Below are 12,758 nucleotides of genomic sequence, written 5' to 3'. Positions count from 1 at the left end.
TTTCCGGAGCGGCCGGGCGCGCTGATGCGCTTTCTTTCGTCGATGGCGCCGAACTGGAATATCAGCCTGTTCCACTACCGCAACCAGGGCGCGGACTATAGCTCGATTCTGGTGGGCATCCAGGTGCCCGCCGCGGAAGACGCCGAGTTCCTCCGTTTCCTCGCGACGCTTGGTTATCCGCATTGGGAAGAGACGCAGAATCCGGCTTATCGTCTGTTCTTGAAGTGAGCGAAAGCGCGTGATCCATGAGAGATGCCCGCCGTTGCGATGGGCATTTCTCAGCCACCCAAACAAAGAGAAAAACTAAAAAGGATGCCTATTCAATCAGGATGGGAATTAACGAATTGATCGTACCGCGATACCACAAGCGAATACCCATTTAGCGGCAAAATAGAGAACCTATGCCATTTCTCGCGTTTCAAGAACAGACACCATGACACTTGCCGATCCCACCAGCATTGCCAGCTGGCACGCTCACATTTATTTCGACGCTGACACGCGCGACGCCGCATGGGCCTTGCGCGAAACCATCGCCGCTGAACTTGGCGACGCTGTGGAAATCGGCCGCTTCCATGAGCGTCCGGTCGGTCCGCATCCGATATGGTCTTATCAGCTTGCTGTGACAAATGAGCGGTTTGCAGCCGTGTTTGCGTGGCTTGTCGTCAATCACGGCAAGCTCGATGTTTTCGTGCACCCCAATACGGGTGACGCTCTGCGCGATCATCGCGATGCAGCGGTATGGATTGGCCATTCGTATGCGCTCAATCTTGCCGCGCTCGGTGGCTGAATACAGCCGGAAAAGTAGCAAGCATAGCCAAATAAAAGTCAGACAAAACCCTCCGCATCCGACTTGCTTTCTCTATTCGGATCGTCGCTGAAACGAAGTGTAAAAGTCCGTTCCAGCCCTCTTTGCATTCCTGCATAATCGCGCGTTTTGCCGGTAGAACCGGTAAAACGTGCCTGTTTTTTCCTCAGCTGTTTTAACTCAAGTTCGGTTTTGAATTGCCGTTAGTCAGGACGCGCAATCAAATTCTTGCAATCGTTTTCTGTAGACGAATGGGAAGCGATTTGGGGATTTTGGGGTCGAGTAGATCCGAAGCAGCAACGGGGGGCGCGCCTGTATCTAGCGGCGGCATATTGGCCGACGCTGCTTCATAAGAACCTTTAGAAGGCACGATATGCGGTTTTCCAGATTCAGAATCGAAGCGGTTGCGTTGTTCGCGACCGCCTTGCTCGCAGCTTGCGGCGGTGGTGGCGGTGGTTCGTCCGATAGTTCGGGCGGTTCGGGCAGTTCGGCGGCCAATAACTCCTCGAACGGCGGCAGCAACACGGCGCAGGCCACCACCACTACCACCACGACCCAGTCCAATGCGGCCACCAACAGCGCGATCCTGATCGTGCCGGCTTCGCAGATCACTGCGCTGCCTGGCGCGAGCGGCAACGCCAGTGCCGACGGCACGGCCTACATCAACGCGATGCGCAAGAATGTCGGCCTCGCGACGTTGCCCGGCAATGCGGGTCTCGCGACCGCCTCGGGCGATCACGCGACGTATCTGGTCGACAACCAGGCCTACGGTCACACCGAAACGGCGGGCAACCCCGGCTTCACGGGCGTCGATCCACAGACGCGTATCGGAGCCGAAGGCAGCTTCACGATGATGGGCGAAGTGGTCGTGGCGGGCCAGCCTGCGGCGTTCAGCGACAGCGTGTCGCCGGTCGAGACGCTCTTCGACGCGCCGTTCCACCGCATCGTCATGCTCGACGACTTCACGTCGATGGGCGTCGGCTACATGGCCAATGCGAACTGGGAGGCGTTCAACATCGATTTCGGTTCCACCAGCGCCGACACGCTGTCGGCGACGTCGCTCGTCGCCTATCCGTATCCGGGCGAGCAGGGCGTGCCGACCAGCTGGTTTGCCAACGAAGATCCGAACCCGTTCGCGAGCGCGACGCAGTACGAGATGACCACGGTCGGTTATCCGGTGACGATCCAGAGCGCGTTCGGTTCGACGCTTAGCTCGCTGCAATTCACGATCACGGCGACCAACGGCACCAACATCCCGTGTCTCGCATCTACGCCGCAGACCATGCCGAGCGAACTGTCGAACGCCGCGCTGTGCGTGCCTTACTCGCCGCTCGCGGCCAGCACGACCTACACGGTGCAGGTGACGGGCACGCTGACCGATGCCTCGAACCAGACGCACCCGATCAACGTACTGTGGACGTTCACGACGGCGGCGTCGGGCGTATCGCACAACGCCGTGCAAGGTCTGTCGAATCGCCCGCTGCCGAAGTTCTGATCGGCACACAAGCCCGCACGAATGCGCAGGCTGAAATGCAAGGGGCCGCAGTGGAAACTGCGGCCCCTTTTGTATTTGCGCGAACCTGAGTCGATTCAGTGCGGCCGATCGTCGCGAGCCGCGACGATCAATGCCCGAACGATTCCTTCGGCGCGTCCGGCGACGCTTGCATGGCGTGCGGTTGCACGGCCTGTTTTACGAGCAACGCGGCGCAGGCCACGAGACCCGCGACGGCGATCGTCGCGAAGATGCCCGCAAACGAAAAGTGACGGCGCGCCAGTTCGGCGACCAGAAACGACCCGGCGATACCGCCGAAGCGCCCGATTCCCAGCATCCACGCGACGCCCGTGCCGCGGCCCTGGGTCGGATAAAACGCGGCGGCGAGCGCCGGCATCGACGATTGGGCCGTGTTCATCAGCACGCCTGCCGCGAATACCACCAGCACCAGCGCGCCCATATTGCCCACGGCCTGGCCGATGAGCCAGACGGACAGCGCGGTCAGCGCATAGCACGCGGCGATGATGCGGTTGGCGTTGAAGCGGTCCATCAGCACGCCGCACAGCACTGCGCCGATACCGCCGAGCGGGAACAGCGCCGCGATCAGCGTCGCGCGCGCGGCCGGCAAGCCGGCATCCTTGAGCAGCAGCGGCATCCAGTTGATCGACGCGTAGAAGATCACGAGGCCCATGAAATACGCAATCCACAGCATCAGCGAGCCGACCAGATAGCGGCCCGACAGCACCACGCCAATGCCCTTGCCGTCGGCGTGCGGCGCGGTTTCGGCCATGGTGAACGATTGCGCGGCCCGCGCGTCGGCGGAAATGCGCGCGAGCGCGGCGCGGATGCGCTCTGCGGGTTTGGCGTTCGCCACCATATAGCGCGCCGATTCCGGCATGAGCAGCGCGAGCGGAATCGCCAGGACGAGCGGCGTGACGCCGCCGAGCAGAAGCACGCTGCGCCAGCCGAAGTGCGGAATCATCCACGCCGCCAGGAACCCGCCGAACGCGGCGCCCAGCGGGAAGCCGCAGAACATCAGATTGATGATGGTGGCGCGGCGGCTGTCGGGACAGTATTCGCTCATCATCGTGACGGCGTTCGGCATGGCCGCGCCCAGACCCACACCGGTTGCGAAGCGCAGCCAGACCAGATGGTCGATGCTGTCGGCGAACGCCGAAGCGAAACAGGCCACGCCGAACACCACCACTGAGCCGAGCAGCATGGCGCGGCGGCCGAGCCGGTCGGAAAGCGGACCTGAAGCGAGCGCGCCGAAGGCGAGGCCGAACAGCGCGGCGCTGAGCACCGGTGCGAGCGCGGGCTTGGCGAGTCCCCACTCGCCGAGCAGCGAGGGCGCGATGAAGCCGATGGCCGCCGTATCGAAGCCGTCGAGCAGCACGATGGCGAAGCACATCAGAAAGATGAACCACTGAAACGGCGAAAACGGATGCTCGTTGATGAACGTCTGGACGTTGACGGCACTGCGGCTCATGAAAGGTGTCTCCAGGATTTTCTACGCGGTGCGGCGCTTGTTACGAACAAACAGCGCACACAAATTCGCTATACGAACTCTGGACGCCATCCTACCTGTCTGCGGCGCGGCGCGATATCGGGGAGATTCTTGAGTGCATCCGCGCGGGCGCGAGGCGCGTATCTTTAGCCAGGCAGGCCGCGCGACGGCGTGGCGAACCTGAGCCTTTGCACAGAAAGGAGATCGACGTGAAGAACCGGACGGTTTTTTCCGCGGCGCGCGTGGGTGCGCTCGCCTTGACGGTTGCGCTTGTGGCGGCTTTGCCCGCGCGCGGCGCGTTCGCCCAGCTTTCGCAGAACGACGATCTGCGCGCGCCGCAAAACAGTCTCGCGCTGATGCCCAACGCGCCGCTCGGCAGCGAATATCCGACGCACGGCAATCGGCAGGCGGGCGAGTTGCCGGTCGGGCCGACCGATCCGCGCGGCCAGTTGACCAATGGCTTGCCGAACAACGCCGAAGCGGGCGGCTACGGCGCGCCGCAGGCGGGTCTGCACCCGCCGCAGGGCATGTGAGGGCCGCCTGTGCCTGATTCAGATCGCGCTCAGATCCGTCCCGGCACCCAGCCCAGTTGGGCTTCGACGCTTTCGCCAGGCGCGAGCGCGGTGCCGCCCACGTCGAGCCGACCCGCCAGGCCACCCAACTGAAGATTGAGCCAGTCCGTCGTGTTGCTGACCGGTTCGGCGCAAAACCACGGCAGGCCCTGGGCGCTGTAGAGCACGAAGTAGTCGAGCGGCGCGCCCGCGCGTAGCGTGAGTCGGCGACCCTCGTGCGGCCATTCGATCAACGCCTCGCGGCGCCAGCCCGAGAAGTTGTTGTCGAGATCGAAATCGTCGACGATCAGCCCGCTTTCCAGCGCGTCGACGGCCGGATGCGCGCTGAGCGTGACCGGCAGGACCTCGGCGTCGATTTCCCACATCGCTCGCACGCGGGCGCTCAGGCGCGTACCGGGCGGCTTCGGATAGTAGGGATGATGGCCGAAGCCGAACGGCATGGTGCGCGAGCCCAGATTGCGCGCCCACAGCCGCACGGACAGCCCCGTTTCATCGAGCGTGATGTGCTGGCGCGCCTCATAGCTGAACGGCCAGCCTTCGCCGCCGCGCGCCGGCGCTTCGTGCACGAAGTACAGCGTGAGCGCATTCGCCTGTTGAGACTCGACGCGCCACGGCCGCCGCCAGGCGTGGCCGTGCAGCGCGTGGCGCAGTGCGCCCGTGCCGCTCGGCAGGTCGATCATCTCGCCTTCGAAGCGAAAGCGACCGTCGCGAATACGGTTGCAGTACGGCATCAGCGGGAAGCTCGCCATGCCGAGCGGGTCGCGTGCCTCGATCGCGGTGCGCGTCGCGGGGCGCAGCCAGTGCTGGGCAGTGCCTGCCTGACGCTCCTGGTCGTACCAGGCTGCGATCGAGCCGCCCACATGCGGCGCGATCAGTGCGTGCGAGCGGCCGTGCGTCAGCGTGACGAGCTGGCCATCGTCGAGTTCAGCGGCGTCGAAGGGCGGGGCGGATGAGGAGCGGGGCGTCGGGGCGGCGGTCAAAGGCGCAATCTCCGGATAGCTCAAATTATTACTAATAACGACTAATATAGACCGGAAAGCGCGTGCTGGAGTCGCCGCCATATGCCGACTTACGCCAATTGTTCGGCAAAAATATTAGTGCTACGCTTCGGTCCACCAGCGCCCGCCCGGGACCTGGCCGTTCCTCTGCCGCCGGGCCGCGCAAGCTCATAGTCATCCGATGAAAAAATCGACCCAGCGCCGCCCGACCATGACCGACATCGCGAAGGCCGCGGGCGTCTCGCAATCGACGGTTTCGCTCGTGCTCAACGGAGCGGTCGGCGCCAAGCTCTCCGAGGCCACTCGCGACAAAGTGCACGAGGTCGCGCAATCGCTTGGCTACCAGTTGCCCGTGCGTGCGGCCCAGCCGCCTGCGCCGGCAGGCGATCGCAACCTGATCGTCTATATCGCCGATGAAGTCTCCACCAGCCCGCATCCCGTCGTGAGCATCGACGGCGCGCGCGACGCCGCCTGGAACGCGGGCTGCGTGCTCGCGGTGTTTTCCACGCACGGTAACGCGCAGATGGAGCAGCGCGTGCTGCAGACGCTTGCCATGCCCAACGTGCTCGGCGTGATCTACGCGACCGTCTACACGCGCAAGGTCGCGGTGCCGCCCGCGCTCCTCAAGGTGCCTGCGGTGCTGCTCAACTGCTACGCGTCGGATCACGCGCTGTCGTCGGTCGTGCCGGCCGAAGTCGCGGGCGGCCACACGGCCACGGAATATCTGATCGAGGCGGGGCACCGGCGCATCGGCTTCATCAACGGCGAGACCTGGCAGGACGCGGCGAAGGATCGCCTCAAAGGCTATCGCCAGGCGCTGGCGACGTCCGATCTGCTGTACGACCCGCGCCTCGTGCGTGACGGCGACTGGAGCCCGGACAAGGGCTTCGAGCTGACGCTGTCGCTGATGCGCGAACCGAATCCGCCCACGGCGATCTTCTGCGCCAACGACCTGATGGCGATCGGCGCGATCGAGGCGCTCAAGCAGCTTGGCCTGCGCGTGCCGGAGGAGGTTTCGGTGATCGGCTACGACGACCAGGAAATCGCCCGCCACACCCATCCGCCGCTCACCACGGTGGTGCTGCCGAACTACGAACTGGGCCGCTGGGCCGTCGATACGCTGTTGCAGGAAGAACAGAACCGCGGCGCCGGCGCGCCGGTGCGCCACCGCGCCGTGAAGCTCGACGGGCCGCTGATCGAGCGCGCTTCGGTCTGCGCGCCGAGTTCCGTCGCCCCCGTGAATACCCTCATTAATATCTCTTAATTATGGCTGGTAATATTAGTTGAAGCAGTGCAGATTCAATGCTTGTTGCAGTGCGGGTAATAAACGAGGCGGATTTGTGCATCGCACGCTGATGCGCGGTATGCAAGGCGCCCGGTAAGAAAGACAAGACAGGAAAGACAACAAAGCCGCGGCAGGGCGCAGCCCGTACCGCCAACGTCATTCACCGCTTTGCATGGGGTCGCGCAACACGCCTGGGAACGCCCTGGGCATCGAGCGCGACCGACAGGAGACAGCCATGCGTCGTCAACGAATCCAGTCCGCTCTCATTGCCGCCGGTCTGTGCGCGGCGCTCGCCGCCGCCGTATCGGGCAGCGCCTACGCGCAGTCCGATTCCGGTGCGCAGAAAGTCCAGTCGAATTCCAGCGAAACCTGTACCAATCCCAAGCCCGGCGGCAAAAAGCTGAGCGACATGGTGGTGGGCTTCTCGCAATCCGAGAACGAACAGAATCCGTTCCGCGCGACCGAGACGGCTTCGGTGCGCGAAGCGGCCAAGGCGGCCGGCGTCAAGCGCCTGCTGTATACGAATGCGAACGCCAACCAGGCCAAGCAGGTCGCCGACATCGAAAGCATGATCAATCAGGGCGCGGAGGCGCTCATCATCGCGCCGAACGATTCCACCGGCCTGCAACCCGCTTTCGCGCAGGCGCGCGCCAAGGGCATTCCGGTCGTGACGATCGACCGTCTGACGGCTGGCACGTTCTGCCAGGACTACATTACCTTCCTCGGCTCGGACTTCTACAAGCAGGGCGAGCGCGCGGCCAAGGCGCTTGCGGACGCGACCGGCGGCAAGGCCGTGATCGCCGAAATCCAGGGCGGCTACGGCAACACCGTCGAAAGCCAGCGCACCGATGGCTTCGCGGCCGGCCTCAAGGCTTACCCGAACATGAAGATCGCCGCCGCGCAGACGGCCAACTGGTCCACTACCGAGGCGCAGAAGGTGATGGAGCAGATCCTGCTCGCGCACCCGGACGTCGACGCCGTCTACACGCACGCCGACACCATGACGGTCGGCGCGATCACCGCGCTGCGCCAGGCGGGCAAGCTCAAGGGCGTGAAGATCGTGTCGATCGACGGCACCAAGGAAATCGTCACCGATATCGACCAGGGCATCGTGGCCGCCGACGTCGAGACGAATCCGCGCTTCGGCCCGCTCGCGTTCAAGTCGCTCGAAGACTGGATCGCGGGCAAGCCGGTGCCGCAGAAGCAGATCATGGACGACGCGCTGTTCGACAAGACGAACGCGAAGTCGTCGCTGGCGGCGGGCAAGGTCTACTGAGCGACAGCCATGGCAATAGTCACAGCGAGGCGATGACGATGAGCGCAGCGGGCGACGCATCCTTTTCCAACGCCGAACCGCGCGTCGTGCTTCAGACGCGCGGCGTGTCGAAAACCTTCGGCGTGGTGCGCGCGCTGCGCGATGTTTCGCTCACGTTGCGCGCGGGCGAGGTGCATGGCCTCGTCGGCGAAAACGGGGCGGGCAAATCGACGCTCATCAAGGTGCTCACGGGCTTTCATCAGCCCGATGTCGGCGCGCTGACGCTCGACGGCGCGAATGTGTCCTTCGATAGTCCGCGCGCCGCGCAAAGCGCGGGCGTGTGCGCCGTGTATCAGGAGATCAACCTGATTCCCGAACGCAGCGTCGCCGACAACATTTTTCTTTGTCACGAGCCAAAACGATTCGGCATTCTGACGGATCGCAGGCGCATGCTCGATGACGCCGCCGGGATCGTCCAGCGTTACCGGCTGGCCGTCGATCCGGCCGCGAAGCTGGGCACGCTGGGACTCGGCGCGCAGCAGATGGTGGCGATTGCGCGCGGCGTGTCGTTGGGCGCGCGCGTGCTGATTCTCGACGAACCGACCTCGGCGCTCAGCGGCGCGGAAGTGGATGTGTTGTTCGACGTGGTGGACCGGCTGCGCGCGGAGGGTATCGCGCTGCTGTTCGTGAGCCATCGGCTTTCCGAGTGCTATCGGCTGTGCGACCGCTTCACGGTGATGCGCGATGGCGCTGTGGTGCGCACGGGCACGCCCGACGAACTGCCGCGCGCCGCGCTGATCGCCGCGATGCTCGGACGCGAAAGTGCCGGCGAGCACGCATGGACCGACCGCTCGGGCCGCGCCGACGCCAACGCCGATACGACGCCCGCGCTGCAGGTCGACGGCCTGCAATGGGGCAACCGCGTGCGCGACGTGTCGCTGCGCGTGGCGCGGCGTGAGATCGTGGGACTCGCCGGGCTGCTTGGCTCGGGGCGCACGGAAACCTTCAAGACGATTTTCGGCGCGCAGAAGGCCGACGCCGGCGACGTAAAGCTCGACGGTCAGCCGCTCACACATGCGACACCCGCGCGCTCGATTGGCCGCGGTCTCGCTTTTCTGTCCGAAGACCGGCGCGCCGAGGGCATTTTTCCGCGTTTGTCGGTGCGCGAAAACATCGTCGCGAGTCTGTTGCCGCGCATTTCGCGCTTCGGTTTCATCTCGCGCGCGAAGGAAGCCCAGGTGGTGCGCGAGGCGATCGCGCGCCTGGGCATCAAGACGGCGGGGCCGGGCGCGTTGATCACCACGCTCTCGGGTGGTAATCAGCAGAAGGCGTTGATCGCGCGCTGCCTGTCCACCCGGCCCGGCGTGCTGCTGCTCGACGATCCGACGCGCGGCATCGATGTCGGCGCGAAGGAAGAGGTGCATCGCGTGGTGCAGCAGCTCGCGCAGGAGGGCCTGGCGGTGGTGGTGACGTCCTCGGAAATGGAGGAACTGCTCGCGCTGACCGACCGGCTCGTGATGCTCAACGAAGGCGCGACGCAGGGCGGCATGCCCACAGCCGGCGCTCATCCCGACGACGTGCTCGCCGTGCTGGCGGGGCAAGGACCACACGCTGATGGCCACGAAGCTTGAATCGAACGAGGAACGTTTGAGTCCCTCGAATTTTCCCGCGCCGAACAGGCCGCCCGTACCGCCCGCGCCATCCGCATCGCGCGGTCGTGCGGTCTGGCTCACGGTGCTGCGCGAGAACAGCGTCTATTTCGCGCTGGCTGCGCTCGTGCTGTTCAATCTCGCGATCACGCCGGGTTTCTCGAATCCCTTTGCGGCGCGCAGTCTGCTGTTCGAAGCCGCGCCGATCGTGCTGATCGCGCTCGGCCAGAATCTGGCGATCGCCACGCGCGGCATCGATCTATCGGTCGGCTCGGTGATGGCGCTCGCGAGCGCGTCGATCGCTGTGTTCCTGCCTTATGGCGTGGGCACGGCGCTGGTGGGCGCCGTCGCGGTGGGCGCGGTGGCCGGTTTGTGCAACGGCGCGCTGGTCGCGCTGCTCGCCATCGATCCGCTGATTTCGGGGCTGGCGCTGCTGGTGGCGGCGCGCGGTCTCGCGCAGGCGCTGCTGGGCGGCTCGCGCGTGAATCTTCCTGACGCGCCGGCCTTCGATCTGCTTGGCGCGGGTGCGCTCGGGCCGGTCCCCATCGTCATGCTGATCGCGCTGGCGCTCGCGGCGGTGGTGGCTTTCGTGGTGCGCCGCACGACCTTCGGGCGCTATACGATCCTCGTGGGCGCGAGCCGCAGCGCTGCGTTCCTCGCCGGCATTCCGGTGCGCCGCACGCTTTTCCTTGTTTATGCGGTGAGCGGCACGCTGGCCGGGCTGGCGGGGCTGTTCGCCTCGTCGCGGCTCGGCGCGGCGGATCCGAACTACGTGGGCGTGAACTTCGAACTCGACGCGATCGCGGCCTCGGTGATCGGCGGCACGCCGCTTTCGGGCGGGCGCATTTCGATCGTCGGCGCGGTGTTCGGGGTGCTGCTGCTCCAGGTGCTCGACGCGAGCTTCATCATGAACAACATCAGCTTTACGTATGCGCAGATCCTGAAGGCGGTGTTCATCGTCGTCGCGCTCTATCTGCAACGCTCGGGAGGCTGACGACATGGCGAACGATGCAATGCACGCTTCCTCCCCGTCTTCCGCCGCGCCGCGCGCGAGCCGCCGGGCGCAGATCATCGCGCTCGTGCAGTCGCGCGGCGCGATCGGGATGCTCGTGGTGGTCGCGCTGATCGCGGGTTTCGTGTTCCCCGATTTCCTGCGCCCGGCCAATCTCGCCGATATCGTGTCGAACAGCGCCTTCCTCGGGCTCGTCGCTGTGGGGCAGAGCCTGGTGATCATCCTCGGCGGCTTCGATCTCTCGGTCGGCTCGATGGTGGGACTGGGCACCGTGCTCTCCGCGTATGCCGCGCCGTATGGATGGGGCGCGGCGATGCTGGCGCCTGTCGCGGCGGGGTTCGTCATCGGCGTCGTCAACGGGCTGTTGATCGCGCGGGCGCGCATGGCGCCGTTCATCGTGACGCTCGCTGCGCTGCTCGGGCTCAAGGGTTTCGCGCTCGTGCTCGCCAGTCAGGATCTGTTGATCGCCAATCCTGGGTTCTTTGCGCATATTGCCAATGGCGCGCTGTTCGGCGTCAACAACCTGATCTGGGTGCTGGCGGTGGTCTATGCGCTCGGTGCGCTGCTGCTCAATCACACGCGCTTTGGCGCGGCGATCTTCGCGATTGGCGGCAATGAGGAAGCGGCGCGTATGCTCGGCGTGCGTGTGGAGCGCGTGAAGGTGCTGGCTTATGGCTTGTCGGGTGCGCTTGCCGGATTGTCGGGGGCGTTGCTCGCCTCGCATCTGGATTCGGGGCTTGCGGCGGCGGGGACGGGTTACGAACTTCAGTCGATCGCTGCTGCGGTGATCGGCGGGGTGCTACTGACGGGGGGCGTCGGCACGATGGCGGGGCCGCTGGCCGGCGTGCTGCTGCTGGGCGTGATCGACAACGTCATCAATCAGGTTGGGACGCTCAGCCCTTACTATCAGAATCTCGCGAGCGGCGCGTTTCTGCTCGCCGCCGTGATCGTACAGACGGTGCTGACCGGTCGGCGACACGGCGCCGCGCGCGCAGCGGGCGGCGGCCGCAAGGGCGCGTCGCCGCGTGGTGCGGCGCGGACGTGACGGCGATGGCAGTGGTCGTCGCCTACTGTTTCGAGACGGTCAGTGTGACTCGGGTCGCGCCGTTGGTTTGCGCAGTGATCTCGGTGCGGCTGCCGCGCTCTCCTAGATAGAAGTGTTGCCGGCCCGGCGCGTTGCCGTCGTGCGTGGCGTTTGGCAGGCACGAGGCGATATCGGCGCCTACGCCTTCCAGGGCGTCCGTGCCTGATCCGGTGTCGGCGTTGCGTGTGCTCCACGTGCATTGATAGGTGCCGCGTGCGATGGCGCATTGGGCGTCGTCGCTATAAGGCTGGGCGACGGCGCGGCCATCCTCGGGGCTCAGTGAGGCGAAATGCTGCGGTGCGGCCGCGACGATGCGCTTGAGCGCAGCACAGGGACTGGCGCTGTCGTCGGCGTGGGAGGCGGGTGGCGCAAGAAGTATGAGCGCGATGGCTGTGGCCATGGCGCTTCGGGTGATATCGAGTGGCATGTTGGAATCGCTGCGTGCGTGGCAGCGCCTCTTGTGGTGGTGTCCGGTAGCTGCAAACGTCGTGCCGGGAACGACGCTTGCATTGTGGCGACCAGAACAATCACCACGAGGATCGCGTTATGCCTGGAAAAATCCGATACCCGATGCGCGTGGGCGCAATGCTGGCGGCGACGCTTACGCTAGCTGCGGCGGCGTTGCCGGTCTATGCCGCGTCACAGGATGACGAGGATCACGCCTGTCGCGGCGACGCTTTTCACTTCTGTGCGAGCGAGATTCCGAACAAAGAGAAAATCACGACATGCATGAAGCAGCACTACGCGGAGCTGTCGCCGCCGTGCAAGGCAATGTTCAAGAAGCCACCGAAGGGCGGGGCGAAAAGCTGATCGAGATAAAGGTTGGCCGATGGTAGAGGCGCGACGGCGGTTGCGCCTTTTTATTTTGGCTGGCGGCGAATTTGTGCTTGCGCATCGGATGCAGGGCGCGCTAAGATTCGCCCCCTTCGCTGCCTGCGGTACTGACAGCGAAGCCTGCCGGGAGAAACGGCGGGTCGTTCGGGTGGCATCTTTCAAGCAGTAGTCTGAAAAAAGATGTTGACGAAACGAAAAAGAGCCTTCATAATCTCGTTTCTCTGCTGCAGACGCAGCGACGCAGAAGCCGCCGGATGGTTGGAAT

Annotated in this window: 12 protein-coding genes and 1 pseudogene; 10 read left to right on the top strand and 3 right to left on the bottom strand. The window is 64.9% G+C overall.

From position 1 onward, the window contains the following. From B0G62_RS30690 to B0G62_RS30680, 3 genes and pseudogenes are all read left to right on the top strand, one after another. Window positions 1-228: pseudogene (locus tag B0G62_RS30690) on the top strand (threonine ammonia-lyase, biosynthetic); the annotation flags it as partial. Between the two features lie 205 nt (window positions 229-433). Beyond that, window positions 434-787, top strand: coding sequence for a DOPA 4,5-dioxygenase family protein (locus B0G62_RS30685; RefSeq protein ID WP_103707928.1), 354 nt, complete (start codon window positions 434-436; stop codon window positions 785-787). A 391-nt stretch (window positions 788-1,178) separates the two neighbouring features. After that, window positions 1,179-2,300: a CAP domain-containing protein gene (locus B0G62_RS30680; RefSeq protein WP_103707927.1), complete on the top strand. Its 1,122-nt coding sequence runs from the start codon at window positions 1,179-1,181 to the stop codon at window positions 2,298-2,300. A 127-nt stretch (window positions 2,301-2,427) separates the two neighbouring features. On the opposite strand, the gene B0G62_RS30675 is transcribed toward B0G62_RS30680, so the two are convergent. Then, a complete protein-coding gene (locus B0G62_RS30675) occupies window positions 2,428-3,786 on the bottom strand; it encodes an MFS transporter (protein ID WP_103707926.1) in 1,359 nt (452 codons plus the stop codon). Between the two features lie 227 nt (window positions 3,787-4,013). Between B0G62_RS30675 and B0G62_RS30670 the strand changes: the two genes are divergently transcribed. Beyond that, entirely contained in the window at window positions 4,014-4,337 is a 324-nt protein-coding gene (locus tag B0G62_RS30670; RefSeq protein ID WP_407671269.1) for a hypothetical protein, read from the top strand. Window positions 4,338-4,366: 29 nt separating this feature from the next. On the opposite strand, the gene B0G62_RS30665 is transcribed toward B0G62_RS30670, so the two are convergent. Beyond that, entirely contained in the window at window positions 4,367-5,356 is a 990-nt protein-coding gene (locus B0G62_RS30665) for an aldose 1-epimerase (RefSeq protein ID WP_244193449.1), read from the bottom strand. Window positions 5,357-5,555: 199 nt separating this feature from the next. On the opposite strand from B0G62_RS30665, the gene B0G62_RS30660 reads away from it, so the two are divergent. The 5 genes from B0G62_RS30660 (at window position 5,556) to B0G62_RS30640 (ending at window position 11,620) form a co-directional block, all read left to right on the top strand. Further along, the gene (locus B0G62_RS30660) at window positions 5,556-6,638 is read left to right on the top strand and encodes a LacI family DNA-binding transcriptional regulator (RefSeq protein WP_103707924.1); all 1,083 of its coding nucleotides are present in this window, start codon (window positions 5,556-5,558) and stop codon (window positions 6,636-6,638) included. Window positions 6,639-6,894: 256 nt separating this feature from the next. Next, on the top strand, window positions 6,895-7,935 hold the full coding sequence (locus tag B0G62_RS30655) for an ABC transporter substrate-binding protein (protein WP_103707923.1): 1,041 nt from the start codon (window positions 6,895-6,897) through the stop codon (window positions 7,933-7,935). A 38-nt stretch (window positions 7,936-7,973) separates the two neighbouring features. Next, on the top strand, window positions 7,974-9,545 hold the full coding sequence (locus B0G62_RS30650) for a sugar ABC transporter ATP-binding protein (RefSeq protein ID WP_244193448.1): 1,572 nt from the start codon (window positions 7,974-7,976) through the stop codon (window positions 9,543-9,545). After that, window positions 9,529-10,557: an ABC transporter permease gene (locus B0G62_RS30645; RefSeq protein ID WP_103707921.1), complete on the top strand. Its 1,029-nt coding sequence runs from the start codon at window positions 9,529-9,531 to the stop codon at window positions 10,555-10,557. Before B0G62_RS30650 ends, B0G62_RS30645 begins: the two co-directional genes overlap by 17 nt. Window positions 10,558-10,576: 19 nt before the next feature. Continuing rightward, complete coding sequence (locus tag B0G62_RS30640; protein WP_103707929.1) at window positions 10,577-11,620, top strand: ABC transporter permease; 1,044 nt, start codon at window positions 10,577-10,579, stop codon at window positions 11,618-11,620. A 22-nt stretch (window positions 11,621-11,642) separates the two neighbouring features. Here the strand turns inward: B0G62_RS30640 and B0G62_RS30635 are convergent, their stop codons facing one another. Further along, entirely contained in the window at window positions 11,643-12,059 is a 417-nt protein-coding gene (locus B0G62_RS30635) for a hypothetical protein (RefSeq protein WP_322789249.1), read from the bottom strand. 185 nt (window positions 12,060-12,244) lie between these two features. Here B0G62_RS30635 and B0G62_RS30630 point away from each other — a divergent pair, with 185 nt between their 5' ends. Beyond that, on the top strand, window positions 12,245-12,469 hold the full coding sequence (locus tag B0G62_RS30630) for a hypothetical protein (RefSeq protein ID WP_244193447.1): 225 nt from the start codon (window positions 12,245-12,247) through the stop codon (window positions 12,467-12,469). Window positions 12,470-12,758: the final 289 nt, after the last annotated feature.

The organism is Paraburkholderia eburnea (assembly GCF_002917095.1).
In the GTDB taxonomy this organism is placed as follows: domain Bacteria; phylum Pseudomonadota; class Gammaproteobacteria; order Burkholderiales; family Burkholderiaceae; genus Paraburkholderia; species Paraburkholderia eburnea.
Note: the sequence above shows the minus strand (reverse complement) of the source record. Positions and strands in the feature narration are given on the sequence as shown.

Bases quoted from the DNA above. Each gene is read 5' to 3' on its own strand.
- B0G62_RS30685 (WP_103707928.1), top strand. From the start codon at position 434: ATGACACTTGCCGATCCCACCAGCATTGCCAGCTGGCACGCTCACATT.
- B0G62_RS30680 (WP_103707927.1), top strand. From the start codon at position 1,179: ATGCGGTTTTCCAGATTCAGAATCGAAGCGGTTGCGTTGTTCGCGACC.
- B0G62_RS30675 (WP_103707926.1), bottom strand. From the start codon at position 3,786: ATGAGCCGCAGTGCCGTCAACGTCCAGACGTTCATCAACGAGCATCCG.
- B0G62_RS30660 (WP_103707924.1), top strand. From the start codon at position 5,556: ATGAAAAAATCGACCCAGCGCCGCCCGACCATGACCGACATCGCGAAG.
- B0G62_RS30655 (WP_103707923.1), top strand. From the start codon at position 6,895: ATGCGTCGTCAACGAATCCAGTCCGCTCTCATTGCCGCCGGTCTGTGC.
- B0G62_RS30650 (WP_244193448.1), top strand. From the start codon at position 7,974: ATGAGCGCAGCGGGCGACGCATCCTTTTCCAACGCCGAACCGCGCGTC.
- B0G62_RS30645 (WP_103707921.1), top strand. From the start codon at position 9,529: ATGGCCACGAAGCTTGAATCGAACGAGGAACGTTTGAGTCCCTCGAAT.
- B0G62_RS30640 (WP_103707929.1), top strand. From the start codon at position 10,577: ATGCACGCTTCCTCCCCGTCTTCCGCCGCGCCGCGCGCGAGCCGCCGG.
- B0G62_RS30635 (WP_322789249.1), bottom strand. From the start codon at position 12,059: ATGGCCACAGCCATCGCGCTCATACTTCTTGCGCCACCCGCCTCCCAC.
- B0G62_RS30630 (WP_244193447.1), top strand. From the start codon at position 12,245: ATGCTGGCGGCGACGCTTACGCTAGCTGCGGCGGCGTTGCCGGTCTAT.